Source organism: Kosakonia sp. PSU_27 (genome assembly GCF_039409795.1).
Taxonomy (GTDB): Bacteria; Pseudomonadota; Gammaproteobacteria; order Enterobacterales; family Enterobacteriaceae; genus Kosakonia.
In genome coordinates this window covers 483015-510014 of the sequence record NZ_JBCIVK010000002.1, presented here as the reverse complement: position 1 = coordinate 510014, position 27000 = coordinate 483015, and the positions used below count along the sequence as shown (strand labels likewise).

General features: G+C 54.0%; 24 protein-coding genes. 15 read left to right on the top strand and 9 right to left on the bottom strand.

From position 1 onward, the window contains the following. Positions 1–35 precede the first annotated feature (35 nt). From malZ to AAIG26_RS06270, 3 genes are read left to right on the top strand one after another with little or no spacing between them, the layout of a single operon-like run. Positions 36–1853 carry a maltodextrin glucosidase gene (malZ, locus tag AAIG26_RS06280; protein WP_343180242.1) on the top strand — a complete coding sequence of 606 codons (1818 nt, stop codon included), beginning with the start codon at positions 36–38 and terminating at the stop codon, positions 1851–1853. Between the two features lie 57 nt (positions 1854–1910). Then, positions 1911–4661, top strand: a complete 2751-nt coding sequence (locus tag AAIG26_RS06275; RefSeq protein WP_343180241.1) for a DUF2339 domain-containing protein — start codon at positions 1911–1913, stop codon at positions 4659–4661. After that, positions 4658–6037: a DUF3999 family protein gene (locus AAIG26_RS06270; RefSeq protein ID WP_343180240.1), complete on the top strand. Its 1380-nt coding sequence runs from the start codon at positions 4658–4660 to the stop codon at positions 6035–6037. Before AAIG26_RS06275 ends, AAIG26_RS06270 begins: the two co-directional genes overlap by 4 nt. Positions 6038–6241: 204 nt before the next feature. Here the strand turns inward: AAIG26_RS06270 and AAIG26_RS06265 are convergent, their stop codons facing one another. Together AAIG26_RS06265 and acpH are read right to left on the bottom strand one after the other, a co-directional pair. Next, positions 6242–6844, bottom strand: coding sequence for a peroxiredoxin C (locus tag AAIG26_RS06265; RefSeq protein ID WP_017458841.1), 603 nt, complete (start codon positions 6842–6844; stop codon positions 6242–6244). Between the two features lie 168 nt (positions 6845–7012). Continuing rightward, the gene (gene acpH, locus AAIG26_RS06260; RefSeq protein ID WP_045509283.1) at positions 7013–7594 is read right to left on the bottom strand and encodes an ACP phosphodiesterase; all 582 of its coding nucleotides are present in this window, start codon (positions 7592–7594) and stop codon (positions 7013–7015) included. 92 nt (positions 7595–7686) lie between these two features. On the opposite strand from acpH, the gene queA reads away from it, so the two are divergent. From queA to AAIG26_RS06220, 8 genes are all read left to right on the top strand, one after another. Next, positions 7687–8751 carry a tRNA preQ1(34) S-adenosylmethionine ribosyltransferase-isomerase QueA gene (gene queA, locus AAIG26_RS06255; protein WP_343180239.1) on the top strand — a complete coding sequence of 355 codons (1065 nt, stop codon included), beginning with the start codon at positions 7687–7689 and terminating at the stop codon, positions 8749–8751. A gap of 164 nt (positions 8752–8915) precedes the next feature. Continuing rightward, the gene (gene tgt / locus AAIG26_RS06250) at positions 8916–10043 is read left to right on the top strand and encodes a tRNA guanosine(34) transglycosylase Tgt (RefSeq protein WP_020456739.1); all 1128 of its coding nucleotides are present in this window, start codon (positions 8916–8918) and stop codon (positions 10041–10043) included. A gap of 21 nt (positions 10044–10064) precedes the next feature. Then, positions 10065–10397: a preprotein translocase subunit YajC gene (gene yajC / locus AAIG26_RS06245; protein WP_020456740.1), complete on the top strand. Its 333-nt coding sequence runs from the start codon at positions 10065–10067 to the stop codon at positions 10395–10397. Positions 10398–10424: 27 nt separating this feature from the next. Next, positions 10425–12272, top strand: a complete 1848-nt coding sequence (gene secD / locus AAIG26_RS06240) for a protein translocase subunit SecD (protein ID WP_071925261.1) — start codon at positions 10425–10427, stop codon at positions 12270–12272. Between the two features lie 10 nt (positions 12273–12282). Next, a complete protein-coding gene (secF, locus tag AAIG26_RS06235; protein ID WP_020456742.1) occupies positions 12283–13254 on the top strand; it encodes a protein translocase subunit SecF in 972 nt (323 codons plus the stop codon). Between the two features lie 233 nt (positions 13255–13487). Continuing rightward, positions 13488–14120 (top strand): response regulator, encoded by a 633-nt coding sequence (locus tag AAIG26_RS06230; protein WP_343180238.1) that lies wholly within the window; start codon positions 13488–13490, stop codon positions 14118–14120. 16 nt (positions 14121–14136) lie between these two features. After that, entirely contained in the window at positions 14137–14862 is a 726-nt protein-coding gene (locus AAIG26_RS06225; RefSeq protein WP_343180236.1) for an Hpt domain-containing protein, read from the top strand. Positions 14863–14943: 81 nt separating this feature from the next. Then, a complete protein-coding gene (locus tag AAIG26_RS06220; protein ID WP_343180234.1) occupies positions 14944–16842 on the top strand; it encodes an ATP-binding protein in 1899 nt (632 codons plus the stop codon). A 96-nt stretch (positions 16843–16938) separates the two neighbouring features. Here the strand turns inward: AAIG26_RS06220 and AAIG26_RS06215 are convergent, their stop codons facing one another. The 5 genes from AAIG26_RS06215 to AAIG26_RS06195 all read right to left on the bottom strand — a co-directional run bounded on the left by AAIG26_RS06215 (position 16939) and on the right by AAIG26_RS06195 (position 22091). Next, the gene (locus AAIG26_RS06215) at positions 16939–17622 is read right to left on the bottom strand and encodes a response regulator transcription factor (RefSeq protein WP_020456746.1); all 684 of its coding nucleotides are present in this window, start codon (positions 17620–17622) and stop codon (positions 16939–16941) included. Between the two features lie 280 nt (positions 17623–17902). Continuing rightward, complete coding sequence (locus AAIG26_RS06210) at positions 17903–19177, bottom strand: hypothetical protein (protein ID WP_343180232.1); 1275 nt, start codon at positions 19175–19177, stop codon at positions 17903–17905. Then, positions 19174–19965: an outer membrane lipoprotein-sorting protein gene (locus tag AAIG26_RS06205; RefSeq protein ID WP_343180231.1), complete on the bottom strand. Its 792-nt coding sequence runs from the start codon at positions 19963–19965 to the stop codon at positions 19174–19176. Before AAIG26_RS06205 ends, AAIG26_RS06210 begins: the two co-directional genes overlap by 4 nt. 35 nt (positions 19966–20000) lie before the next feature. Further along, positions 20001–21398: an FtsX-like permease family protein gene (locus tag AAIG26_RS06200; RefSeq protein ID WP_343180230.1), complete on the bottom strand. Its 1398-nt coding sequence runs from the start codon at positions 21396–21398 to the stop codon at positions 20001–20003. A gap of 12 nt (positions 21399–21410) precedes the next feature. Continuing rightward, the gene (locus AAIG26_RS06195; protein WP_045509262.1) at positions 21411–22091 is read right to left on the bottom strand and encodes an ABC transporter ATP-binding protein; all 681 of its coding nucleotides are present in this window, start codon (positions 22089–22091) and stop codon (positions 21411–21413) included. A 247-nt stretch (positions 22092–22338) separates the two neighbouring features. Between AAIG26_RS06195 and AAIG26_RS06190 the strand changes: the two genes are divergently transcribed. Next, positions 22339–22704, top strand: coding sequence for a VOC family protein (locus AAIG26_RS06190; RefSeq protein WP_020456751.1), 366 nt, complete (start codon positions 22339–22341; stop codon positions 22702–22704). Between the two features lie 51 nt (positions 22705–22755). Beyond that, on the top strand, positions 22756–23445 hold the full coding sequence (locus AAIG26_RS06185; RefSeq protein ID WP_160271092.1) for a YafY family protein: 690 nt from the start codon (positions 22756–22758) through the stop codon (positions 23443–23445). Positions 23446–23485: 40 nt separating this feature from the next. Here the strand turns inward: AAIG26_RS06185 and AAIG26_RS06180 are convergent, their stop codons facing one another. Both AAIG26_RS06180 and AAIG26_RS06175 read right to left on the bottom strand, forming a co-directional pair. Continuing rightward, positions 23486–24367, bottom strand: a complete 882-nt coding sequence (locus AAIG26_RS06180) for a nucleoside-specific channel-forming protein Tsx (RefSeq protein ID WP_269231687.1) — start codon at positions 24365–24367, stop codon at positions 23486–23488. A gap of 294 nt (positions 24368–24661) precedes the next feature. Beyond that, positions 24662–25204: a DUF3251 domain-containing protein gene (locus tag AAIG26_RS06175; RefSeq protein ID WP_017458859.1), complete on the bottom strand. Its 543-nt coding sequence runs from the start codon at positions 25202–25204 to the stop codon at positions 24662–24664. A 153-nt stretch (positions 25205–25357) separates the two neighbouring features. On the opposite strand from AAIG26_RS06175, the gene nrdR reads away from it, so the two are divergent. Further along, positions 25358–25807, top strand: coding sequence for a transcriptional regulator NrdR (gene nrdR, locus AAIG26_RS06170; RefSeq protein ID WP_017458860.1), 450 nt, complete (start codon positions 25358–25360; stop codon positions 25805–25807). 2 nt (positions 25808–25809) lie between these two features. After that, positions 25810–26913, top strand: coding sequence for a bifunctional diaminohydroxyphosphoribosylaminopyrimidine deaminase/5-amino-6-(5-phosphoribosylamino)uracil reductase RibD (ribD, locus tag AAIG26_RS06165; protein ID WP_343180229.1), 1104 nt, complete (start codon positions 25810–25812; stop codon positions 26911–26913). The last annotated feature ends 87 nt before the right edge of the window (positions 26914–27000 follow it).

Genomic DNA, 27000 nt, shown 5'->3' with positions numbered 1-27000 from the left:
AGAGTGGCGTCATTTTGAGCAAAGGGGATTTTTTGATGTTGAATGCATGGCATTTGCCCGTCGCGCCGTTTGTGAAACAGAACCAGGATCAATTAGTTATTAGCCTTTGGTTAACCGGTACTTCGCTGCCGGAGCGGGTGACGCTGCGGACGGAAATCGATAACGAAGAGACGCCGGTGGTGATGCATCGCGCGCGCAAACCAACAGCCGATGGTGTGACTGTCTGGCGTGCCGCGATTGATGTGACGAGCGGGCAGCCGCGTCGTCGCTACAGCTTTAAGCTGCTATGGGAAGACCGCCAGCTCTGGTTTACCCCGCAGGGCTTTAGCCACTTTCCACCCGCGCGGCTTGAGCTGTTCGCCATTGATGTGCCGGACAGCGGGCCGCAATGGGTGGCGGATCAGGTGTTCTACCAGATTTTCCCGGATCGCTTTGCCCGCAGCCTGCCGCGCGGCAAAGAGCAAGACAAAATCTATCATCACGATGCGGCCGGGCAGCCGATCGTCATGCGTGAATGGGACGATCCACTGACTGGCGAAGCGGGCGGTTCGACCTTTTATGGCGGCGATCTTGACGGCATCAGCGAGAAACTACCGTACCTGAAAAAGCTCGGCGTCACCGCGCTGTACCTTAACCCGGTATTTGTCGCCCCCAGCGTACATAAATATGACACCGAAGATTATCGCCATGTTGACCCGCAGTTTGGCGGTGATGAGGCGTTGCTGCGCCTGCGGCACAACACGCGCGAAGCAGGCATGAAGCTGATTCTGGATGGCGTCTTTAATCACACCGGTGATTCCCACGCCTGGTTCGACCGGCACAACCGCGCAACGGGCGGAGCCTGTCACAACCCGGACTCACGCTGGCGTAGCTGGTTCAGTTTTGATGAGAACGGCCACGCCCGCGACTGGCTGGGCTATGCGAGCCTGCCGAAACTCGATTACCAGTCGCCCGCGTTAGTTGACGAAATTTATCAGGGCGAAGAGAGCGTGGTGCGCCACTGGCTGAAAGCGCCGTGGCAGATGGATGGCTGGCGGCTGGATGTGGTGCATATGCTGGGCGAAGATGGCGGGGCGCGTAACAATTTGCGCCATGTCACGGGCATTACACAGGCGGCGAAAGAGACTCAGCCGCAGGCGTATGTCTTTGGCGAACATTTTGGCGATGCGCGCCAGTGGTTGCAGGCGGATGCTGAAGACGCGGCAATGAACTATCGCGGTTTTACCCTGCCGGTGTGGGCTTTTCTGGCGAAGACCGATCTCTCTTATGATCCGCAAAAAATCGATGCGCAAACCTGTGCGGCATGGATGGATAACTACCGCGCCGGGTTGTCGCATCAGCAGCAATTACGCATGTTTAACCAGCTCGACAGCCACGATACGCCGCGCTTTAAAACCGTGCTCGGCAATGACATTGCGCGCTTACCATTGGCGGTGGTCTGGCTGTTTAGCTGGCCGGGTACGCCGTGCATTTATTACGGCGACGAAGTGGGGCTGGATGGCGCTAACGATCCGTTTTGCCGCAAGCCGTTCCCGTGGGACAAAAAGCGCCAGGATGGCAAACTGCTGGCGCTTTATCAGCGCATGGCGAAGTTGCGTTCACGTTCACAAGCGTTGCGCTACGGTGGCTGTCTGGTGATTTACGCGCACGACAATGTGCTGGTATTTTTGCGCGTTTACCGTCAGCAACGGGTTATGGTCGCCATTAACCGCGGAGAAGCCTGTGAAGTTGTGCTGGAGGATTCACCGCTGTTACGGGGGAAAAGCTGGCGGCTTCAGGAAGGTACAGGTACGCTACAGGATGATGTGCTGACGCTTTCAGCCATTAGCGCATCTGTCTGGTCCGCCGCCTGAATCGCCACGCGAAAAGGGGCGGGCATTACGTCTCCCCTTTAGCGAAGGCGATAGTACATGGATGGTCTTTTACTCTTTGGCGTGGTGGTGCTGTTTCTGGCACTGGTGGTGGTGCCCATTGTGGCTATCACCGCCTGGCGGCGCAGCATTGCCACCCAGAATGAACTGCAACAACTGCGTCAGCGGCTGAGCATACTGGAACGGCAGTTTTCGGCGACGCCGGAAAGCCGTGAACCAACGCCAGTGGCGGCGGCTGAAATTGCGCATCCCATTGAACCGGTTGAAATCCCTCAACCCGTTACGCCGGTAGAAAACCCGTGGGGGCGTAAAGTCGAACCGACCGCGTCAGCGGAAAACCCATGGGAGCGAAAAGTCGAACCGACCGCGCCGGCGGAAAACCCGTGGGGACGCAAAGCTGAAACACCTGCGCCGGTTATGTCCGCGCCTGCTATTGACGAACCTGCCGTAACGACAAAAACACCGGAAACCGCATCGTGGGGAATGGTAACGTCGCTGGTGCGCTGGTTTATGCAGGGCAACCCGCTGGCAAAACTGGGCATTATCCTGCTGTTTATCGGCCTCTCCTTCCTGCTGCGCTACACCGTGGAATATGCGTTGTTCCCGCTGGAACTGCGGCTGGCCGCTGTCGCGCTGGTGGCGATTGTGCTGCTCGGGCTTGGCTGGCGGCTGCGACATAAACAGACGGTCTTTGCCCTGATACTGCAAGGCGGCGCGGTTGGCGCACTCTATCTCACCGTTTTTGGCGCGTTTCGTCTGTGGCAGATGCTGCCGATGACGCTGGCCTTTGTGCTGTTAATTGTTATCTGTGCGGCGAGCGTTGGCCTGGCGGTACTGCAAAAAGCGCTGAGCCTGGCGTTGCTGGCAAGCCTTGGCGGCTATCTCGCGCCGATCCTGCTCTCTACCGGCGGCGGCAGCCATGTCGCGTTGTTCTCGTTTTACCTGCTGCTGTCGGTGGGCATTCTCGCCATCAGTATCTGGCAGCACTGGCGCGAATTGAACCTGCTCGGCATGGTCTTCACTTTCGGCGTTGCCGGGCTGTGGGGAATAGATAATTATCGCCCGGAATTCTACCTCAGTTGCCAGCTGTTCCTGATGGCTAACATTCTCATCTTCGGTGTACTCAGCGTGTCGCTTTCGCTGCGCGCACAGCGCCGGGGCGAGCGCATTATTGATGGCGTTTTACTCTTTGCCCCGCCACTGGCGGGCTTTGGCATGCAGTACGCCATCACGCAACACTGGCATTATGGCCCGGCATTTAGCGCACTGGGCTTTGGTCTTTTCTACCTGGCGCTGGCGATGCTGGCGCTTAAACGCTTCCCGGCGACCGCAAAACCGCTGGTACTGGCGGCGCTGGCGCTCGGCGGCGCGTTTGCCACGCTCGCCATTCCGCTGGCGCTGTCGGCGCGCTGGACGGCGATGGCCTGGGCGCTGGAAGGGCTGGGAATTTTGTGGCTCGGCGCGCAGCAAAATCTGCGCCGCATGAGCTACAGCGGCAGCGCCTTACTGCTGCTGGCGTTGTGCAGCGCGCTGTGGGCGGCGGCGGACGGCATTAACGCCGTGTCGACGTTGCTGATCTTCGCCGTGCTCAGCGCATGCTGGCTGGCAGCCTCCTGGTTGTGGCGTGGTCTGCGGCAAGAGGGAAGCTGGCTATTGCTGGTGGGCGGCATCGTGTTTTGGGTCGTTGCCCTCGGCGGGGCGTCTCAGGCTGCGCTGCCAACCTCTGTCGACAACGGGTTTGGCGTGCTGACGTTGCTGGCGCTTTCCGTATGGTTATGGCGTGCGGGCAGCTTGCGCTGGTCGTGGCCGGAACTGGGTTACGCCCGCTGGCTGTTATGGCCGGGAATGGCAGTCATGCTGGTCTGGCAGATTATGACCCAGGGGCACCTGCTGGCAGCGGGCTGGCCGAATCTGGCCTGGTGTATTGCGCTGCCTGCCGCGTTCCTGCTGCTTTATCGCGAGAGAGAAACGATACCCGCGCGGGTGTCGCAGGGGCTGCATATCGCGTTGTTATGGATGCTGCTACTGGCGGCAGGTACTGAGCTGTGGTGGTTCGTCGATGGGCTGGTGTGGGGGAACGAACCCTGGCAGCTCGGGCTGCCCATGGTAGCGGGTGGTGTGGTGATTGCGTTGGCACTGGCGGCTATTCGCCGTCAGTTCTGGCCGTGGCGCGTCTGGCCCGCGCTGTATGGCGCGTTGGGATTATTACCGCTGGTTCCTGTGCTGCTGTGTTTGCTGGTGTATGCCAATCTGAGCGACGGGGTGGTGATGGGCATGACTTATCTGCCAATTATTAACCCGCTGGAAGAGGGCGCGGCGTTTGCACTGCTCGGCGTCTGGCTGTACAGCCGTTTTGCCGAAGCGCACTATCCGGCCATTGCACCGCAACTCTGGCGTGCGCGCCCGTGGGTGCTGGCGGCGCTTGGTTTCTGGTGGCTAAACGGTGTGTTACTGCGCCTGCTGGCTTATTACGGCGACGTGGCCTGGGAGAGTGAAAGCCTGTGGCAGTCGCGATTGATTCAGACCAGCTTTGCGCTGTTCTGGATGCTGATCGCGCTGGTGGTGATGATCCGCGCCACCCGTCAGCATACGCGCCAGCAGTGGTTGTGCGGCAGTGTGTTGCTGGGCGTGGTGCTGGTCAAATTAATGCTGGTTGACAGCGCCGGCGGCGGTGGGCTTTCGCGAGCAATTGCCTTTATTGGCGTGGCGGTTCTGGTGCTGATTGTGGGGTATTTTTCACCCCTGCCGCCAAAAGCCGTGCGGGAAGAGGACAAGGGAGAAGAGCAATGAAAAAGTGGCATGGATTACTACTGGCCGCGCTGGTGACAACTGCAGGCGCGGCGATAAGCAGTGAAGCTGTTCCGGATTCACCGCAGGATTACGCGTTTGGCGCGACACTCGATCTACCGCAACCGGCATCCTGGTATCGCGTCGATCTGCCGCAGGATACTTACGCGCAGAGCGTCTGGCCGGATCTGCGTGATGTGCGGGTGTTTAACCACGATGGCGAGCGTGTGCCGTTTACGCTGGAAACACAGCGTGCCACCGCGCGTGCGCCAGAGCCTGTTGCGCTGCGCGTGTTCCCGCTGGATACGTCGCCGGTTGACACTGGCACAGAAGGTCAAAATGTGGTGCGTTTGCACTCCTCCTCCGGCGTCGATATTCGTATTGAAGGCGAGCCCGACGAGGTGGTCGGACAGAGCTATTTGCTGGCGTTCCCGGAAAATACGCAGGAAAACTTCACTCTCGCGCAACTGAAGCTGGCCTGGTCGGAGCCCGTAAAAAACTGGCGTGGCAAAGTGACGCTCTTTTTCAGCAGCGATATGCGCAACTGGACGACATTGCAGCAAGACATACCGGTGATGGAGCTGGCGAGCGGCAGCGATCGGTTGACGCTCGATCAGATTAACCTCGACCAGCCGATGCCTGCCGATGGTGTACGTTATTTGCTGATGGTGTTTGATACTCCGAACCTGCCAGTGACGATTACGCAGGTCACCGCGCGGCCTGGTAGTGAGCCAACACCGCTGGAACAGGTGGAAATGGCAGGCCGCGAACAACGGATTTCCCCAACCGAAGCGCAGTATCAGTGGACGCAACCGCAGCCATTAAGCGCGCTATCGGTGAGGCTTGCTGAAGAGGGCGTGTTGCCGGTGGCGATTGACTGGCGTAGCAGCGCCAATGGCGAGTGGAAACCGTTAAGTAAAACGGTGCTGTGGGCGCTTAATGGGCGTGTTTCCGCGCCGCTCAGCCTGCCAGGCGATGTCGTGCAGGCGGTGCGCATCACCACGCTTGATGCCCGTTTACCCGAAGCATTGCCGCAGGTGACCGGCAGCCGCGACCGACAATCGCTGGTCTTTAATGCGCAGGGCAAGGGGCCGTTTATGCTGGCGTGGGGTAACCGTGCAGCGGCGCCTGCTGCGGTGACAATGGAAGGCCTGATCCCGGAAGCGTTGCGTAAACAGCTCGATCTTACGGCGATACCGGAAGTGCAGGTGCAGGATCGGGTGGCGCTTGGCGGCGAGGAACGGCTAACGGCGACATCACCAGCAGAGCGCCAGCAGACGTGGAAAGCTTTGCTGGTGTGGGGTGTCTTACTGTTGGGGGTTGCGGTGCTGGTATGGATGGCTCTGCGTATCTGGCGTGAAGTGAAGGCACGCGAATAACGATCCGCTTGTTAAGGGGGCGGTATTGGTTTCGCCCCTGAACGCTGTGCCGGAACTTAACAAGCAGCCGCGGCCCATAGAGTTTGTTTGCCATCCAAAGACAATAAGGCCGACCCAAACTTGTTGACGACGACGCCCACCGGGCGTTGTTTTCAGATTTCCATAAAAAAGGCCCGCAGTGCGGGCCTTTATCAATGCAGCTAATTACAGGCTGGAGACGTTTTCGCTCAGGTATTTTGCCACGCCGTCCGGAGAGGCGTTCATCCCTTCTTTACCTTTTTCCCACTGAGCCGGGCACACTTCGCCGTGCTCTTCGTGGAACTGCAGCGCGTCAACCATGCGCAGCATTTCATCGATGTTACGGCCCAGCGGCAGGTCATTGACGACCTGGTGGCGCACGATGCCGTTTTTGTCGATCAGGAAAGAACCACGCAGGGCAACGCCCGCGTCCGGATGCTCGATACCGTAAGCCTGCTGAATTTCACGTTTGATGTCAGCGACCATCGCGTATTTCACCGCGCCGATACCGCCTTTCTCAACCGGCGTGTTACGCCATGCGTTGTGAACAAACTCGGAGTCGAAAGAGACACCGACCACTTCCACACCGCGGCTTTTGAACTCTTCGTAACGTTTGTCAAAAGCGATCAGTTCAGACGGGCAAACGAAGGTGAAGTCCATCGGCCAGAAGAACAGCACGGTCGCTTTACCGTTGGTGTGCTGTTTGAAGTTGAAGTTTTCAACAATTTCACCGCTGCCCAGAACGGCTGCGGCAGTAAAATCCGGTGCCTGACGAGTAACCAGTACCATATGTACTCCTGTGATTTACAAGGTTAATAGAACGCAACGCGGGCCAGTATAGGGAGAGGGGTAGGGTAGCTCAAAGCGCCACTGACAATCGCTGGTATAGGTTTTATCTATCGATTGCTTCTGCAATAACGCTTTCCAAAATAGCGTAATGCCCACACAGTGCAAGCGTTAAAGCTGCTGATCTTTGGCCTGCGCCATCATGCGCGGATAGAACGCCCAGAATTGCGACTCCAGCGCGGCGTAGTTGGCGTCCAGATCCTGCCAGGAGTCACGCAGTGCGTCCAGCCGCGGGCGACGGTTCGCCATGCCGTTAAGCACATTCTGGATAAAGGCCATCTCGCGATAGCGCTCCAGCCAGCGCTCTGACCAAAGGTAATTGTTCAAATTAACAAATCGCGGCGGAGAATCAGGCAGGATCGTCGCCACCTGCGCACGGGCGTAGCGAACAAAATCCTCCAGCGGGAAATCCGGTGAGATTTGCGCCCAGTGGCGGGAGAGGAAGTGATCCCACATCACATCCAGCGTGATCGGCGCAACCCGGCGGGTTTCGGGGCGGAACCACTCGCGGGCGGTTTTGACTTCCGGCAGGTTGTCGGTCATGACGTCGATACGGCGATGCATCTGGATCCCGTCAACGATCTCCATCGGGTAGAGGTCTTGTGGGTTGCCGCGAACAAAATCCGCCAGCAGGTTGCCGGGCAGGGAACTGTCGGCAAGATGGGCTAAGTGCAGGTGTGCTAAAAAATTCATGCTTATTGTTTGTCCAAAAGCGGCTAACGGTTGCAGCGAAGGGGCGTGGGCACTAGACTACCCGCCTCTTAAATATGTATCGAGTTAGTGTCATGCGCGTTGCCGATTTTTCCTTTGAATTGCCCGAATCCCTGATTGCCCACTATCCGCAGCCTGAGCGCAGCAGTTGCCGCTTACTGTCGCTGGATGGCCCAACAGGCGCGCTGACGCACGGTACTTTCACCGATTTGCTCGACAAGCTCAACCCCGGCGATCTGCTGGTGTTTAATAACACCCGCGTAATTCCTGCACGCCTGTTCGGTCGTAAAGCCAGCGGCGGCAAGATTGAGGTGCTGGTTGAGCGTATGCTCGACGATAAACGTATTCTGGCACATATTCGCGCCTCTAAAGCGCCGAAACCGGGCGCGGAACTGCTGCTGGGTGATGCGGAAGATATTCAGGCGACGATGGTGGCGCGCCATGACGCGCTGTTCGAAGTCGAGTTTCACGACGAACGCCCGGTGCTGGATATCCTTAACGCAATCGGCCATATGCCGCTGCCGCCCTATATTGACCGGCCGGATGAAGACGCGGACCGTGAACTCTACCAGACCGTGTACAGCGAGAAGCCTGGCGCGGTGGCCGCACCGACGGCAGGGTTGCATTTTGATGAACCGCTTCTGGAACGTCTGCGTAATAAAGGCATCGAGATGGCGTTTGTGACGCTGCATGTGGGGGCGGGAACTTTCCAGCCGGTGCGCGTAGACAGCATTGAAGACCACATTATGCATTCCGAATACGCCGAAGTGCCGCAGGAGGTTGTTGATGCGGTGCTGGCGGCAAAAGCGCGCGGTAATCGGGTTGTCGCCGTGGGAACCACGTCCGTGCGTTCGCTGGAAAGCGCCGCGCAGGCAGCAAAAAAAGATCTGATCGAGTCGTTCTTCGGCGATACGCAGATTTTCATTTATCCGGGTTACCAGTACCGGGTGATTGATGCGCTGGTCACCAACTTCCATTTGCCGGAATCGACGCTGATCATGCTGGTTTCCGCCTTCGCCGGGTATCAACACACCATGAATGCGTACCGCGCCGCAGTTGCAGAGAAATATCGCTTTTTTAGTTACGGGGATGCGATGTTTATCACGTACAATCCGCAAGCCATTTTAGAGCGTCCTTAACAACGCGATACGTACTGCGTGTACGCTCCGGTTGCTGCACGCTGTGCGTGTCCAATCTGGCTGCGCCAATACGCCTTGAGTGCGTATTGGTTAATTCGAAGTTGTGGAGTGATTCCGCAACGGGATAGTTATCATCAGACTGTTTCTCTGATGCTGGAGAAGAAATGAAATTTGAACTGGATACCACTGACGGACGCGCCCGCCGCGGTCGTCTGGTGTTTGATCGTGGCGTGGTTGAAACGCCCGCGTTTATGCCTGTAGGCACTTACGGCACCGTAAAAGGGATGACGCCGGAAGAAGTTGAAGCCACCGGCGCGCAGATTATCCTTGGCAACACCTTCCACCTGTGGCTGCGCCCGGGTCAGGAGATCATGAAGCTGCATGGCGATCTGCACGACTTTATGCAGTGGAAAGGCCCAATCCTTACCGATTCCGGCGGTTTCCAGGTGTTCAGCCTTGGCGACATCCGCAAGATCACCGAAGCGGGCGTGCACTTCCGTAACCCGATCAACGGCGATCCTATTTTCCTCGATCCTGAAAAATCGATGGAGATTCAGTACGATCTCGGTTCCGATATCGTGATGATCTTCGACGAATGTACGCCGTATCCGGCGGACTGGGATTACGCGAAACGCTCTATGGAGATGTCCCTGCGCTGGGCGAAACGCAGCCGTGAGCGTTTTGATGGGCTGGGTAACAAAAACGCGCTGTTCGGTATTATTCAGGGCAGCGTTTACGAAGATTTACGCGATATCTCGGTCAAAGGTCTGGTAGAGATTGGCTTTGATGGCTACGCTGTCGGCGGTCTGGCTGTGGGCGAGCCGAAAGAAGATATGCACCGTATTCTGGAGCATGTCTGCCCGCAAATCCCCGCAGACAAACCACGATACCTGATGGGCGTTGGTAAACCAGAAGATCTGGTTGAAGGCGTGCGACGCGGCATTGATATGTTTGACTGCGTGATGCCGACGCGCAACGCCCGTAACGGTCACCTGTTTGTGACCAATGGCGTGGTGAAAATCCGTAACGCGAAATATAAAAGCGATACCGGCCCGCTTGATAGCGAGTGTGATTGCTATACCTGTCGCAATTATTCTCTTGCTTACTTGCATCATCTCGACCGTTGCAACGAAATATTGGGCGCGCGTCTCAATACCATTCATAACCTGCGGTATTATCAGCGTTTAATGGCTGGTTTACGCAAGGCTATCGAAGAGGGTAAATTAGAGAGCTTCGTCGCGGATTTTTACCAGCGTCAGGGGCGGTCTGTACCACCTTTGAACGTTGATTAATTTAATAATGAGGGAATTTGAATGAGCTTTTTTATTTCTGATGCGGTAGCAGCAGCAGGCGCACCGGCAGCCCAAAGCCAGTGGACGTTGATTCCGATGCTGGTGGTGTTCGGTCTGATTTTTTACTTCATGATCCTGCGCCCGCAGCAAAAACGCACGAAAGAGCATAAAAAGCTGATGGACTCCATCGCCAAAGGTGATGAAGTGCTGACCAATGGTGGTCTGATCGGCCGCGTGACCAAAGTAGCAGACACTGGCTACATTGCTATCGCACTGAACGACACCACCGAAGTGGTAATCAAACGTGACTTCGTAGCTGCCGTTCTGCCGAAAGGCACGATGAAGGCGCTGTAATCTATTGTTTTCCCAAAGGGAACTGCCGTGTTAAACCGTTATCCTTTGTGGAAGTACATTATGCTGGTCGTCGTCATTATCGTCGGCCTGCTTTACGCACTTCCCAACCTGTATGGTGAGGATCCGGCTGTTCAGATCACTGGCGTGCGCGGTGTCGCCGCCAGTGAGCAAACGCTGATCCAGGTCCAGAACGATCTACAAAAAGAAAAAATCAACGCGAAGTCTGTGGCACTGGAAGAGGGCGCGATTCTTGCTCGCTTCGATTCTACTGATACGCAGCTGCGCGCCCGTGAAGTGCTGGTCAGCGCATTAGGCGATCAGTATGTTGTCGCGCTTAACCTTGCTCCGGCAACGCCACGCTGGTTGACCGCCATTAAAGCCGAACCGATGAAACTCGGTCTCGATCTGCGCGGCGGTGTGCACTTCCTGATGGAAGTGGATATGCAAACAGCGCTCAGTAAACTGCAGGAACAAAACATGGACAGCCTGCGCAGCGATCTGCGCGACAAAGGCATTCCTTACACCACCGTGCGTAAGGAAGATAACTATGGCCTGAGCATTCAGTTCCGCGACAGCGCGGCGCGCGATCAGGCGAATGCTTACCTGACAGCCCGCCACCGCGATCTCGTTATCTCCAATCAGGGCGACAACGTACTGCGCGCCGTGATGAGCGATGCTCGTCTGAGCGAAGCCCGCGAATATGCCGTTCAGCAGAACATCAATATCCTGCGTAACCGTGTAAACCAACTGGGCGTGGCTGAGCCACTGGTACAGCGCCAGGGCGCTGACCGTATCGTGGTTGAGCTGCCGGGGATTCAGGATACCGCGCGTGCGAAAGAGATTCTGGGCGCCACTGCGACGCTGGAATTCCGCCTCGTTAACAGCAGTGTGGATGCTTCCGCCGCCGCTGCTGGCCGCGTACCGGGTGACTCCGAAGTGAAACAGACGCGCGAAGGTCAGCCCGTTGTGCTGTACAAACGCGTGATCCTGACCGGTGACCATATCACCGACTCCACGTCCAGCCAGGATGAGTACAACCAACCGCAGGTTAACATTTCACTGGATAGCGCGGGTGGCAACATCATGTCTAACTTCACTAAGGACAATATCGGTAAACCGATGGCGACCTTGTTTGTGGAGTACAAAGACAGCGGTAAAAAAGATGCCAACGGACGTGCGGTGCTGGTGAAACAGGAAGAGGTGATTAACATCGCCAATATCCAGTCTCGCCTTGGCAACAGCTTCCGTATTACCGGTATCAGCAACCCGAACGAAGCGCGTCAGCTCTCCCTGCTGCTGCGTGCCGGTGCGCTGATTGCGCCGATTCAGATTGTTGAAGAACGCACTATTGGCCCAACGCTTGGTTCGCAGAACATCACGCAGGGTCTGGAAGCGTGCCTGGCAGGTCTGGTGGTTTCGATCATCTTTATGATCTTCTTCTATAAGAAGTTTGGTCTGATCGCCACGTCCGCGCTGATTGCCAACCTGGTGTTAATTGTCGGCATTATGTCGCTGTTGCCTGGCGCAACGCTGACGATGCCGGGGATTGCGGGTATCGTGTTAACCCTTGCGGTGGCGGTAGATGCTAACGTCTTGATAAACGAACGTATTAAAGAAGAGCTGAGCAATGGCCGTTCGGTGCAGCAGGCGATTCATGAAGGTTATCAGGGCGCGTTTTCATCCATTTTCGATGCGAACGTCACCACGTTGATCAAAGTGCTTATCCTTTACGCGGTAGGTACTGGTTCAATTAAAGGGTTTGCGATCACTACCGGTATCGGTGTGGCGACCTCAATGTTCACCGCTATTGTCGGTACCCGTGCCATCGTCAACCTGTTGTACGGCGGCAAACGCATTAACAAGCTGTCTATCTGAGGAGTGCGTTGTGGCACAGGATTATACTGTTGAACAATTGAACCACGGCCGTAAAGTCTGGGACTTTATGCGCTGGGACAACTGGGCTTTTATCATTTCCGGCGCGCTGCTGATCCTCTCCATCGTTGTGATGGGCGTTCGCGGCTTTAACTGGGGCCTGGATTTTACCGGTGGTACGGTTATCGAAATCTCGCTGGAAAAACCAGCGGATATGGATTTGATGCGTGACGCGCTGGAGAAAGCGGGCTTCCAGGAGCCGCTGCTGCAAAACTTCGGTAGCAGCCGCGACATCATGGTACGTATGCCGCCTGCTCAGGGCGAAACTGGTGGCCAGGTGCTGGGAAGTAAAGTCGTTAGCGTGATTAACGAAGCGACCAGCCAGAATGCCGCTGTAAAACGTATTGAGTTTGTCGGTCCGAGCGTGGGCGCTGATCTGGCGCAGACCGGTGGGATGGCGCTGCTGGTCGCGTTGATCAGTATTCTGGTTTATGTCGGTTTCCGCTTCGAGTGGCGTCTGGCGGCGGGCGTGGTTATCGCGCTGGCGCACGACGTTATTATCACGATGGGCGTACTCTCGCTGTTCCAGATTGAGATTGACCTGACCATCGTGGCGTCGCTGATGTCGGTAATTGGTTACTCGCTTAACGACAGCATCGTGGTATCTGACCGTATTCGTGAGAACTTCCGCAAGATCCGCCGCGGTACGCCATACGAGATCTTTAACATCTCTCTGACGCAAACATTGCACCGTACGTTGATCACGTCCGGTACGACGTTAGTCGTGATTTTGATGCTTTATCTCTTTGGCGGCGCGATGCTGAAGGGCTTCTCACTGACCATGCTTATCGGTGTTTCCATCGGTACGGCTTCGTCTATCTATGTCGCGTCTGCTCTGGCGCTGAAAATGGGGATGAAGCGCGAGCATTTACTGCAGCAGAAAGTGGAAAAAGAAGGGGCGGATCAGCCGTCTATTCTGCCGTAAACATTCGTTGCACAGAACAAACCGCAGCCATGTGCTGCGGTTTTTTTTATCTGTAGTATTTTTTCTATTTATAATAAAAGAGTGTTTATTTATTGAAGATATTAATCTGCTTTTTTTATTTTTATAAAATGTGAGCGCCTTTCCTTTATTCAATATTCATTCTGCATTGCCATTTTTTTTTGTTAAAGTGCGAGAACTCGTAATGCTATGGCTGTGACCAGAGATTTGTAAGCGTGTTGAAACCTAAAAAAGTGTTGATTGCTGATGATCACCCTATTTATTTAATGGGGATGCGAACGTTGCTCGCACCACTTTCCGCGCAATACCTCATCATTGATGAAGCCAGGACCGCCGATGAAGTTGTGGCAAAGCTGGAGCAGCACGCAACCGATATTTTGATAACCGATCTCAGCATGCCCGGAGAACGATACAACGATGGTCTGGCGCTCATTCAATTATTAAAAAGACGCTGGCCAGATTTGCTGATAATTGTCGTTTCGATGATCAATAACCCCGGAATTCAGCACTCGTTACTCCGTCTCGGAGTGCACAGAGTATTAAATAAAGCCAGTTTGTCGACAAAGCTATTACAGACATTGCAAGCGCTCACCTCGCCTGCTATTTCCCCAAAAACAAATGCGCCGCAAGTGGACGTTGTAGCGCAACTTGAGGTGAGGCTAACGCCAAAAGAGAATGAGGTGCTGCGCCTGTTACTGCGCGGTATGACAGTGAACGATATCAGTACCCGGCTTAACAGGACGAAACAAACCGTCAGCGCACAGAAAAAAAGTGCCATGCGTAAACTGGGTGTCACCTCCGAGTACGAACTCTATCAATACTTACAGCATATTGGATTAACAAGTTAACGACACGGAGTTTGTTATGCATGGAATGCAGACACTACTTGCGACGTACAGTGCTGAACAGCAGCGCACTCTCGCCCAACAGCTGCGTTTTTGCAGTGATTTAAATATCGCTACTGTGAATATAAGCGATGCGCATGATGCGCTTTCCCATCACGTCTGGCACGCGCTACTGGTCGATTTAAGCGAGAATGCAAATTCAGGTGTTACGTTAGTTGAGAAGCTACTCGCAACGGAACTGGCAGGAGAATTAACACTACCTCCGTTATTACTGGCCTGCACAGACGATGAACAGGCGGAAACAGAATCAATGCTGCGTCTGAAAGGTTTCGATCATATTTTGTATTTTCCTTTATCTGAAGCACGCTTACGCTGCGCATCTCAATCGAGGGATATGGCGCAACCGGAACTGCATGAATTACATAAGCTGGCGAATCATCAGCAACCAGTCATTGATGCAATGCTCCCTAAACTTTTGCAAGCGTTGGCCAGTGATATTCAACAACTCGAAATCATCGCGCGGGTTGGAACACTTCTTCAGATCGCCAGGCTTGCCCACCGAATGAAATCTTCCTGGTATCTTTTGGGAATGCGCCGGGCGATACGCTGCTGCATTGTGATGGAACAATTGCCGAAGTTGATTGATGAGGGAGTTATAAATCAAAGGAGTATTTCTAAAATGCGTCAGCGTTTTATTTCGCTCATGTTTAAAGATTATAAGCAACTGGTTTTATTATTGGGTTGATTTACTGTGAGTATGCTCGCGTCGAATTATTAATAGGTTTTACATATTGCATCGACCAGCAATTGCAAACGGGAAAAGCGAATGTCTTCTTTTATTTTTCACCGTATTAAGTGGTGCATCTTTTTATTATCGCTCTTCTTTACTTGCTGCCTCGTAGTTAATGCTCGTCCGACAAATATCGCTTTTTATACAGCCGATATTTCCGGCAGCAGAGCAGCAGAAAAGCAAATAGCTCAAGCAACGCCTCCTGTCGGGTCGGCAGTCGTGAACACGTTTCCGGTGAATAATGCTGGGTTTGCTGCGCAAAAGAGCGTGTTCTGGCAGGGCGGGCGTCGTCATATCAAGGTCATTAGCCTGATGATGTTGGCGATTGTTGTCATCTCGATGCTGTGGATTATTTCGCTCAGACGCCAGGTCAACCAGCGCATACGTATGCAGCAGCGGCTTAAAGAGCAACTCTCCTGCATGAGCAATATGATGTTTTCCGTCCCCTGGCCGGTTGCGGTGCGTAATCTGCGCGGGGAGCTTGTCAGTTGTAATAGCCGCTATCTGGAAGAGATGAACGTCACGCGCGAAGAGGTGTATGGGAAAACCGTCGATGTTTTGCCTTTGCCGGATTTCATGATCCGCGAGTTTCACCGGGACTATCAACGGGTGATTACCACAGGTGTCCCGCACATGCGTGACAGGTTGCTGATGTTTAACCACTCTGCGCAATCACGCACTGTTTTTTACTGGATTATTCCTTTTCACGGGAGTGATGGCAGAAACAATGGTGTTTTAAGTGGCTGGATAGACATGACCGAGCGGCAGGAATTTATTCAGCAATTGAATGAAGCGAGGGATGAAGCCGTAGCGGCAAACCGGGCGAAGACGAATTTTCTCTCGGTGATGAGTCATGAAATTCGCACGCCGTTAAACGCAATCCTGGGCATTCTGGAACTGCAAATTAAACAGAATGTGCTGGCGCAACAGTCACAGCCCATGCTGGAAGTTGCGCACGATGCCGCAAAAAATTTACTCGCTGTCGTGGGGGATATCCTGGATATTTCACGGATTGAATCGGGCCGTATGGCAATAGCGCCGCGAAAAGAGGAGCTAATTGCGTTGACACGCTCGGTGGCGCTGTTATTCAAAGAGGCGACCGATCAAAAACAGCTAACTATTAATATGCACGTCGAAGGTGGCGATCGGTGTCTGCTAAAAATTGACCCTCATCGTTATAAACAGATCCTTTCTAACTTGCTAAGTAATGCGGTTAAATTTACTCGCAAAGGTTCAATAGAGGTCATTCTAAAACATGAACCGGCTGTTGAGGGGATGATTGCGGTTTCGCTGACCGTTAAAGACACCGGAATCGGGATTACGCCCGAAGACCAGAAAAGGCTTTTTAAACCCTTCACCCAGTTGGGTTCCGATAAAGACGCCTCGCGGCTCGGCTCAGGGCTGGGGCTGTTTATCTGCCGTACCCTGTGTGAACTAATGAAAGGCGAATTGACGCTGGAAAGTACTCCAGGCGTAGGTACTGCGGTCCATGTGCGCCTGCGCCTGCCTGCTGTGGCGATAAATCCCGCTGAGCTCGTGTCGATTGCGCCAGTAAGGCGCCCATCTTCTGGCGTTAAACGGGTACTCATTGTTGATGATTACCCGCCGAACCTTATGTTGTTGCGTCATCAACTCGAATTTCTCGGTCATCAGGTCAGCGAAGCAACGAATGGAGAAGAAGCGCTAACCCTTTGGCTGATGACCCGCAATTACGATTACATACTGATTGATTGCAACATGCCGGTGATGGATGGTTTCACGCTTGCAAAGCTGATACGCGCGGAAGAGCTGCGCTCCGCAGAGACGCGTGCAATCCTGTTGGGGTTTACCGCCATTGCGCAAGCCGAGGTTGTTGAACAGTGCATCGCGGCAGGAATGGATGGCTGTTTGTTCAAGCCTTGCAGTCAGGAAGTTATCAATAAATGGATTAAATAACCGGTGATATTTTTAAAGTTCTACATAAAGGCCTGAGTGGGAAAATACAGAGGCCTTTTCATTTACCGGGTAATAGATTAAATGCGGGACGGCGATTTACATGGCGATATCAAACATCCGCGTCTGAAATAATAAACAGTAAAGCTGGCAATCCGTTCGCACATTTAATTTTCCCATGGCGCGGAGTTTATGTGCGCTGACTGTTTTAATACTGATATTCATGCGTTTGGAAATCGTTGTTAACGAAAGCCCGCGGCATAGTAAGCGTAATACCTCACTTTCGCGCGTTGATAATTCCTGCGGTGCCAGCGCATCGCGGCGGAAAAGTGAATCCATTAGCCCTCGTTCAATATAGACTTCGTCCATCAGCACGGTAGTAATGGCACGCCAGAGCGTTCGTTCGCTGGTGTTACGGCTGATATAGCCTTTGGCACCCGCCTCCAGCGCAATACGAATAAGATTCGTATTGTTATAAGGAGATAAAACGATGGTTTTTGTATTGGGATAACGGCTTGAAATCCATTTCACCAGCGCAACGCCATCGAGCTCCGACACAGGGTTACCGGTTTTAATGGTGTGCAGGCCATAACCCAGAAAGAGAAGATCCACTTTTTTACTGGCGAGAATATCAAGAAGCTCTGTTTGCTCATTGGTATCACCGATAACGTCGATATCAAGTTTATCGGTATTAAGATTGCTGTTTTTTAGTGAGTTAATCATCGAGGTCATTCCCCGACGTATAATTGCATGCTCATCCACAATTAAAATATTAATGGACATAGATTAACCTCCTAAACCTGCCTGAGGAATGTAAGCGGGATAGAGAAGATACGATGTTCTATTCCTGTTTTCTATCTGACCAGTAAGAAAAATGACCATTATATTTAAGCCTGGTTTGTAAGATGTGATAAATAAACCGTCAACGTTATTTTCAGGGCTGCTCGTTATATTCCTGAAATGGATAGATTCCCATTCAACAATTGTTGAGGTGATGAGTCAGGTTATTCGTATTGTCATTGTGGGTAGGGGATTGATGATGCCCCCGGCAATATCACGCAGTTTAAAAATAGTAATCCACGGAGAGTTGCCAGCGCCTGTCTGGCTGCACGCTATAAGTCTTTTTCACCTCAGCGCGGTAGATTTTTTGCCACTGAAGGGCGATATCCACCGAATTCAGGTGACGCCTTAGCTCCACAAATCCCATATTTTTCTGGCGCTGCAAATCCCGCTGCCAAATCAGATTGAAATCATACTGGTCGGCGATGTCTTTCCAGTATGCCTGAAATAGTGCACCACGGCGTGGTGTCAGCCCGTCTTGTGCTAGCTGCGCTGTGCTGTCTGCGGGAGCGGCGGCACTCTGCGCGGCAATATAAGGGGGCGCGGCACGAAGTGCGGAGATGGCCTTTTTGCTGTCGGCACTGCCGTTATAGTGGCCCTCCAGGCGCAGAGTTAAATGGTTCTCGCCAGTCCAGGTTGAACCAATGGCCGCACGGTTACGCCACGCCGTATCCCACTGGCTTTCAGGCAGCGCTTCCTGCCAGTTGAAGGGCTGACGTCCTCCCGCCCATTCAGCATAGACCAGTGCGGAGCGCGACAGCACCCGCGAAAGGTTTACGCCCAACTGTGCAGAGCGGTGTTCTTCCTGCAGCAGCAACAATTGCGGATTAAGGTTTTCGGCAAAGCGATAGCTTCCCGCCAGCAAGACGCGTTCCCGGGGATTACTGGCATTCCAGTCCAGGCTGGCGCTGTTCTGCCGCCGGCTGGCACTGATTTTTGGCGACCAGATGACCGTTGCAGCCGCCTTGTCCCAAAACTTTTGCAAACGGATCATCGCATTGCCCAGACGGTTACTGCGCAACGACTCCGGATCGGCCGAAATGGCTGAACGCACCGTACCACGACCAAGAAAGTCGGTAGGGTTGTAGCCCAGCGCAACGCCATAACGGGTGTTAATGCGCCCGACATCGACGGAAGCCTGAGAGGTCAGCGCATGGCTAAGCCAGGCTTCACGCAACGTATTGATATTGCGGTTTTGGCGCAGATGACTGGAGAAACGGCTGTCGAAGCGGTTCGAAAGTACAACCCGCCAGTTGCGCAACAGGTTTTTGTCCCAGCGCATATCCAGTGACACGCGTTGTTCTTTGGCGCTGTTTTCGTTCAGGCTACCGGCAATTTCGAGCAGTGCACTTAGCGCCTTGTTATCCACGGCGGTAAACTCGGTTTTATCCGCCAGTTCAAGCGCCGCCATGGTGCTGTCCTGCTGTGCGCTGGCAGAGGCGTTGCACAGCGCGCCGAGTGCGATGAACCAGCTTAAGTGCGCGCGCGTTGCCTTCATTGATCCGTATCCTTAAAGTGCGCCAGATAATCGCGTTGTAGCCACGCTTCCGGAACATCCCGCCAGGTAAAATTCTGCTGGCGCAGAACAGTAACAAGCTGGGCGTTGACGCCATCTATGATCACCGCCTCGGTGGGACGCACACCGCCCAGCGCGGGTTCGTAGCGACGATACCAGGTCGTTTTCAGCAGGTTGCCATTAACGGCGTAAAACTCCGCTTTACGGCTTTTGAAATCGTTTTTATCGACCCAAAGATCCATCGAAGGGTACGGCGCGTCCGGATTGGTGGCGACCAAATGCAAGTGGTAGCAGTCGCGCATTTGCTTTTCACCATCCATGATCTGCTCTTCCGCCAGCAGGCTTGCCTTGTAATCTTCAGCCCAGTTTGCTGTTACGACATCGCCGTTAGACGCTTGCCCCAACAGGCGCTGTTGCGGGGAAATTGGCACGCTCGCCTGGCTTGCCGGGTCATAAAGCCAGAGATCGCGACCGCTTTTCAGGGTCAATTTACCCGCATCGCGTTGCGGGCTGATAAAGCGCAGCAGGCTGCGGAATTGGCCGCCATTCGGCGATGCGCGCGAGTAAAGCACCAGTTTGCTGGTGTCGTTCTGCTTGCCGTTTTTATAGCTAATGAGCGTTGTGACCAGGCTAAAGGAGCGATCCGGGTTACGCACCTCGTCGCTTTTTTTCAGGATTTGTTGCGCATCAAGCGCGGCACTTGCTGGCATAGCGGCCAACAGGAGCCACACCAGGCACAATGGTGCCAGTGGTTTCTTTTGCAATTGCATGACGTTCTTCCTTGTTAATAGATGAAGGGCAGGAGTCAGATATGGCGCAGCGCCTCGACGATCGAGACATTCGCCGCGCGGCGTGCAGGCCACCACGATGAGATCACGGTTATTAGCAACAACACACCGACCACACTGCTAATCATTGCCCACTCTCCCCACACGCTGATATGGATCCTGATTGGCACTGTCACGCCGGGAGGCTGCCAGGTAAGCCCGGCGTGATTAATCAGGCACGCCAGCAATAAAGAGACGATGACCCCGATAATCGAGCCAAACATCCCCAGGAGCGAGCCTTCGCTGAGGAACAGGCGCTGGATATCACGCCGTTTCTGCCCGACAGCACGCAGCGTACCAATCTCCACCGTGCGCTCCATTACCGCCATTCCCATGGTGTTAGTTACGGTAAATAATGCGATGGCGAGGATAAGAACCAGCATGAAATTGAGCATATTGGCGAACATTTTCAGCACCTGGTTATACAACGGTTGTAGCTCGGTGAAGTCGTATACTGCCAGTGGGTAATCCGAGAGTTCGCTGGTAAAAAGCTGCTGGAGACGCGCTCGCGCTGCCGCCAGTTGCGAGGTGCTGTGCAGTTGCAGGATGATTGCCGTCACGCCTGGCGTCTCCTGACCAAACAGCAGTTGTTGCGCCTGGTGCAGGTGGATGCCGACGAAGCTATCATCCAGCTCGCGAGCGGGTTGCGGCTGAATCCCTTCCACTTTGACGCGCACAATATTTGGCGCACCGTTACCGGAAGCCGCCAGCAGTTCGATGTAATTATCACTGTCCGTAGCGTGTGCCTGCCGCGCTTGTTGCGACAGTTGCAAAAGATCGCTTGGGAGATCGGCGGCGTGGTTCTCTTTGGCTGGTGGAGCACTGCAAGGCTGGTTTCTGGCGAGGTTGCACAGTTGCAGCAAACGCGCCAGACCTCCGCCAATAAATGCCGAATCCGCTGCGGCACCAGAGTATATCTGGCGGTTTTGCAGGAAATCCCCGAGATGGTATTCGTCCCATTTGTTCAGTTGTACTTTTCCTGCGGCTTCACTGCCGTAAATAAGTGCCGGACGTGACGTCCCGACCGTATAATGCCCGGCGATGCCTGTCAGCATGAGCACTGGTGTGCTGACGGTGAGCATTGGTTGCAGTACCGGATCGTGGGCAATGATATCCATCACTTTCTGGTAATGACGGATGCTGTATTGCGCCGGGTTTCCCGTGCCGTGCAGTAAATAATCCCGATGCTGGATTTGCAGATGACCGGTGCTACGCACAAAAGTCGTTTGCAAACTGTATTTGATCGAGTGGTTATAACCGCCAAACAGCAGAATACCGACGGCGCCCACCACGATGGCGCAAAGCGTTGATAAGGTACGGCGACGGTTACGCAGAAGGTTGCGCAGCGCGTGTTTCAGCGTTTTTAGTTTCAGCATGTTCTCTCCTTATCAAGCCCCCGGGCCGTTCACACTGCCATCGTGGACGACATACAGGTCATCGGCCTCGGCAATCACCTGCGGATCGTGGGAAGAGAACACCACCGTGACGGCATGCTCCTGCTGCAAACGCCGTAACAGCTGTAAAATGGATTTGCCGGTTTTGCTGTCAAGATTCGCCGTGGGTTCGTCGGCCACCACCAGCGCTGGGCGGTGAATAAGCGCCCGGGCGATGGCGACGCGCTGGCGCTGCCCGCCAGAGAGCTGGTTCGGCAATGAATCGGCTTTATCGCCAAGACCGACGCTCTCGAGCATGTCGTTGACCGCCTGTTTGCGCCAGGCCGCCGTTCGATGCTGTGCGAGAAGTGGAATTTCGACATTTTCACGTGCGGTCAGCACCGGGATAAGATTGAAGTTCTGAAAGATAAATCCAAGGTTACGGGCGCGAAAAGCGCTGCACTGGTCATCATTGAGGCTGTTCATTTCGCGATCGGCAATCACCAGACGGCCACTGTCGGGCGTATCGATGCCGCCGATTAAGTTCAGTAGTGTCGTTTTGCCACTGCCGGACTGACCGGATAATACGGTAAACCGTTTTGCTGCAATGTTGAGCGTCACCTCTTTTAATGCATCAACACGAACCTGTCCTAACAAATAACTTTTACTGACGGCCTGCATTTCAACTGCCCACATCGTTCCCTGTTCCTTTGCGTGTAATTCCTGTTTGGGTCGGCTACCCATTACGGCAGGGGGCGGAGTTTATAGATATCATTTGGCTTTGAATATATAGCCTGCTCATTAATGCTTTGATTAATTATATTTTTCGGATAATTATCGCGGCGGAACGGAAAATAGTAAGACGATCCCTACTGACAATATGCTGTCAGTAGCCCTCTGGCAGACTCGCTGTGTTGATTTTTTTAACGCAGAGGAACAGAGCATGAACACATTAGTGAATTGGTTTGAATTGCCGGTACAGCAACTGGATCGTGCGGTAGCGTTTTATGAGCATGTATTGGGCGGTCAGTTTCGCCATGAGAGCGTAGCCGGTATCGAAATGGCGGTATTTCCCCATGTCAAACCCGCCACCGGCGGTGCGCTGGTAAAAGGGCCAATGTTCCAGCCGGTAAGCGGTGGTACAGTGGTTTACCTGGCGACGGCAAACCTCGCGGCTGCGCTGGAGCGCGTGCGTGAAAAGGGCGGTGAATGCTGTTTTGGCCCGGAAGTATTGCCGCAGGGCATTGGTACAATTGCCCTGATTATTGACAGTGAGGGTAACCGGGTTGGACTGCATCAACCTGCATGAACCACTGATGCCCGCGCTGAAAGCGCGGGCTTTTCCTCAACCGGATAAGTTATGAGCCGCCGTGCTGATCGATTGTTTCAGATAGTTCAGGTTTTGCGTACCCGACGTCGCGTGACCGCGGCGCTACTGGCCGAGCGGCTGGAGGTTTCTGAACGCACCATCTACCGTGACATTCGCGATTTGTCGCTCTCCGGCGTACCGATTCAGGGCGAAGCGGGTAGTGGCTACCGTTTGCTGCCCGGTTTCGATTTGCCGCCGTTAATGTTTACCGGTCTGGAAGTTGAAGCATTAATTGCCGCTATCGGTATGTTACAAACCTGGAGCGGCGATACGCTGGCACAGGCTGCCGGTTCAGCGCAGGAAAAACTTTTGGCAGTGCTACCCTACGACAAGCGCATTACGGCTGAACGCAACCGCATCGTTTCACCCAATTTTGATAAATACCCGCAGGTACGCGTCTGGTTTGATGTGATGCACCAGGCGATGCGGCTGCATCAGGAGCTGCATCTGCATTATGAAGACGACAAAGGAAAAGCCTCGGAGCGGGTGATCCATCCGTTAGGGTTGTCGTTTATGGGAAGCGTGTGGGTACTGGTGTCGTGGTGTACGTTACGCGATGACTATCGTTGTTTTCGTCTCGATCGCTGCACGTCGGTCGCTTTTACAGGCAAGACATTTACGGAACGCGCGGACAGATCGATGCAGGATTTCGTTAACCTGCAGAAAGCGCGCTTTCAATAAAAAAGCCGACCATCGGTCGGCTTTTTGCAATGCAGTGGGATTAGAAGTTGTAACCAACAACCAGGTAACCACCCCAACCGGTAGAACGCGCGCTGAAGTCGCCTGCGCCCCAGTTCAACGTTGCATCGTCTTTGAACTGACCACCGTTATGCCAGTAACGTGCAACTACAGAGTAGTGCCAGTGATCGTAGCCCAGAGAAAGAATGTGGCTGGAAGCGATGGAGTTGTTGGTACGTTGCTGCTCGCCGTTAACATAGTAGCGACTATCGCCCAGATCTGAACCCCAGTCAAAGTTGGTAAAACCGATATAGCTCAGTTGGCCGCCCCACAGGCTGGTGATCGGCACGAAATATTTCACTTTGAAACGGTAACCGTCCCACTCGTTTTCGTTTGTGGCACCATAGTTCTGCCACTGGTATTTCGCATAGACGTTCAGGGAGAGGCTCATCGGCAGACCGGTGTCGATGTCGGTACCCAGACCCATGTACCAGGTGCTCTGGCGACCGGAGGCGTTGCGCCCCATGTCGTAAATGTAGTTGTTGGCAAAGTACCACTCTTTGAACGGACCGAAACTCAGGTCGGTTCCAGTCAGTTTATCAATAGAGAAACGCGGCTCGATTTCCATAAACAGCGGCGACCCGTGGTTCCAGATCCCCTTCGCACCGGTGTTACCACCGAAGAAGACCGGCGCATCCAGGTAGCCGTAGAAATCAAACCAATCTTTCTTGGCGAACGCTTCATATTCCAGATAAGTATCGTTACGCGGAACAGGTGAGAAACGAGTGTGGTAGCTGCCCACCACGTTTACGCTCTGGTGCCACCAGTCGGAAACGTATTCAGGTTTGCTGTTTTCCGCTGCGTTAGCAGTAAAAGAAGCGGAAAGCGCCAGAGCAGCACCGGCTGCGAGAATTGTTTTTTTCATCATTACGCCACTGATTGAGATCCCAGACGGGAGTGAAAGAAAGCACGCATGGAGTTTCTAAATGTTTCATATTTCTGCGCGCCTATTATAAGTATCCGCGTTCACAAAAATATGTGTTGTTTCACATTATTGACACACGCGTAATCGATTGCGTTCACGTTTGCGTGCAATAAACGACGGCGATTGTACTGGCATTTATCGATATTGCAAATTGGTGAATGTGATGAAGAGATGACGAAAAAGAAGAAAATGCATGACAGAGAGTAAGAAAGGGCGACAGCGTCGCCCCGGATGTTACTGCAAATTGGCGGGCTGGATATCGTGAATGCGGACAAAGCCTAACTGTTCTGGCGTGATGCCGTTAAGTTGCAGCGGAATATCAACGTCGCTCGGTGCGAGTGTGCTGGCCGGTGCGTTAATCAGTTGGTTTTGTACATTCACTTCCTGATAGTTTTCGGTGGTACCCTGAATTTGTCCCCACTCAACGGTGCCGCTAAAAGCCGGTAACGGATCGTTGGATTCGCCCTGGATCCGCAGCACGACGCGGGTTCCCGCTGCATTAGGCGCGATATTTTGCAACGACATTCGCAGCATACCGATTTGGCTATTCAAGCGGGCGGGCGTGTTCGCACCGGGCAGTAGGTAAACGCCGCTCCCGGATTTGGCATTCAGCGTGTTCTGCTGGGTGATTTTCACCGTCTCTTTGTTCAGCTTGCTCATTTCATTATTTAGCGTACTGACACTTTGATGAAGCTGGCGAACTTCGCTTTGCTGGGCGCAGGCACTGAGGGCAAAAAGGCTTCCCAGTAACAGGGTTCTTAGGTAACGTCTTGTCATTATGTCTGTTTCCTTGGATAGGATCTTCTCTGTAATGGTAGATCGCAACGGCCTCGTTGCCATCGATCCATTGTCTCAAAAACGGTCTGCCTTTGTTGTCATGCCAGTTCAGGGTAAAATAGATTTCAGTTAACTCTAACATCAGGACGCCGTATGCATTGCCCATTCTGTTTCGCCGTGGATACCAAAGTTATCGATTCTCGCCTGGTGGGTGAAGGTTCATCCGTTCGCCGTCGCCGGCAGTGCCTGGTCTGCAATGAGCGTTTCACCACGTTTGAAGTGGCGGAGCTTGTGATGCCGCGCGTCGTGAAAAGCAATGATGTGCGTGAACCTTTCAATGAAGAGAAGCTGCGTCGTGGCATGTTAAAAGCGCTCGAAAAGCGCCCGGTCAGCGCAGATGACGTCGAAATGGCGCTGAATCACATTAAATCACAACTTCGCGCAACCGGCGAAAGGGAAGTGCCGAGTAAGATGATTGGCAATTTGGTGATGGAGCAGCTGAAAAAGCTCGATAAAGTGGCCTATGTCCGCTTTGCCTCCGTTTACCGTAGCTTTGAAGATATTCGCGAATTTGGCGAAGAGATCGCCCGTCTACAGGACTAATCATGCTCGACGAAATGTATATGGCGCGGGCGCTGAAACTGGCGCAGCGCGGGCGTTTTACAACTCACCCGAACCCGCGTGTCGGCTGCGTAATTGTCAACAATGGCGAAATTGTCGGCGAAGGTTTTCATTACCGCGCTGGCGAACCGCACGCGGAAGTTCATGCGCTGCGCATGGCGGGCGAACGGGCTCGCGGCGCGACGGCATACGTCACGCTCGAACCGTGCAGCCATCACGGACGCACACCGCCATGCTGTGAAGCGCTGATTAATGCCGGCGTTGCGCGCGTGGTTGCCGCAATGCAGGATCCGAACCCACAGGTTGCCGGGCGTGGTTTGTATCGCTTGCAGCAGGAGGGCATTGAAGTCAGCCACGGGTTAATGATGAGTGAAGCCGAAGCGCTGAATAAAGGCTTTCTCAAACGCATGCGCACCGGGTTCCCTTACGTGCAACTCAAGCTTGGCGCGTCGCTTGATGGCCGTACCGCGATGGCCAGCGGCGAAAGTCAGTGGATCACCTCAGCGCAGGCGCGCCGTGATGTACAGCTTTTACGCGCGCAAAGCCACGCGATACTGACCAGCAGCGAAACGGTGCTGGCGGACAATCCGGCGCTGACCGTGCGCTGGGCAGAGTTAAATGCGGATACGCAGGCGCTTTACCCGCAGGAAAATTTGCGTCAACCGGTACGCATTGTTGTCGACAGCCAGAACCGGGTGACACCGCAGCATCAGTTAGTCGCCCTGCCGGGAGAAACCTGGTTTGCCCGCACGCGCGCCGATGCGCGCCAGTGGCCTGAAAATGTGCGTGAAATTATTGTGCCGGAACATAATGGCCACGCCGATCTGGTCACGCTGATGATGCTGCTCGGCAAACAGCAGATCAACAGTGTGTGGGTCGAAGCGGGTGCGCACCTTGCCGGCGCGTTACTGCAGGCAGGCCTGGTGGATGAGCTGATTGTCTATCTGGCACCTACACTGTTAGGCAGCGATGCGCGCGGTCTGTGCGTGCTGCCGGGGTTATCGGCGCTTGCGGACGCACCACACTTTAAATTCAATGAGATACGTCAGGTTGGCCCGGATGTCTGCCTGCATCTCACTCATGCGTGATGCCTGCTGTAAAAGGGAAGCAGCGCGTAAAATATTATGCTAAAATCCGCCCCCCTGCGGGGTCCGAACTGAACCTGTGAAGGAAGT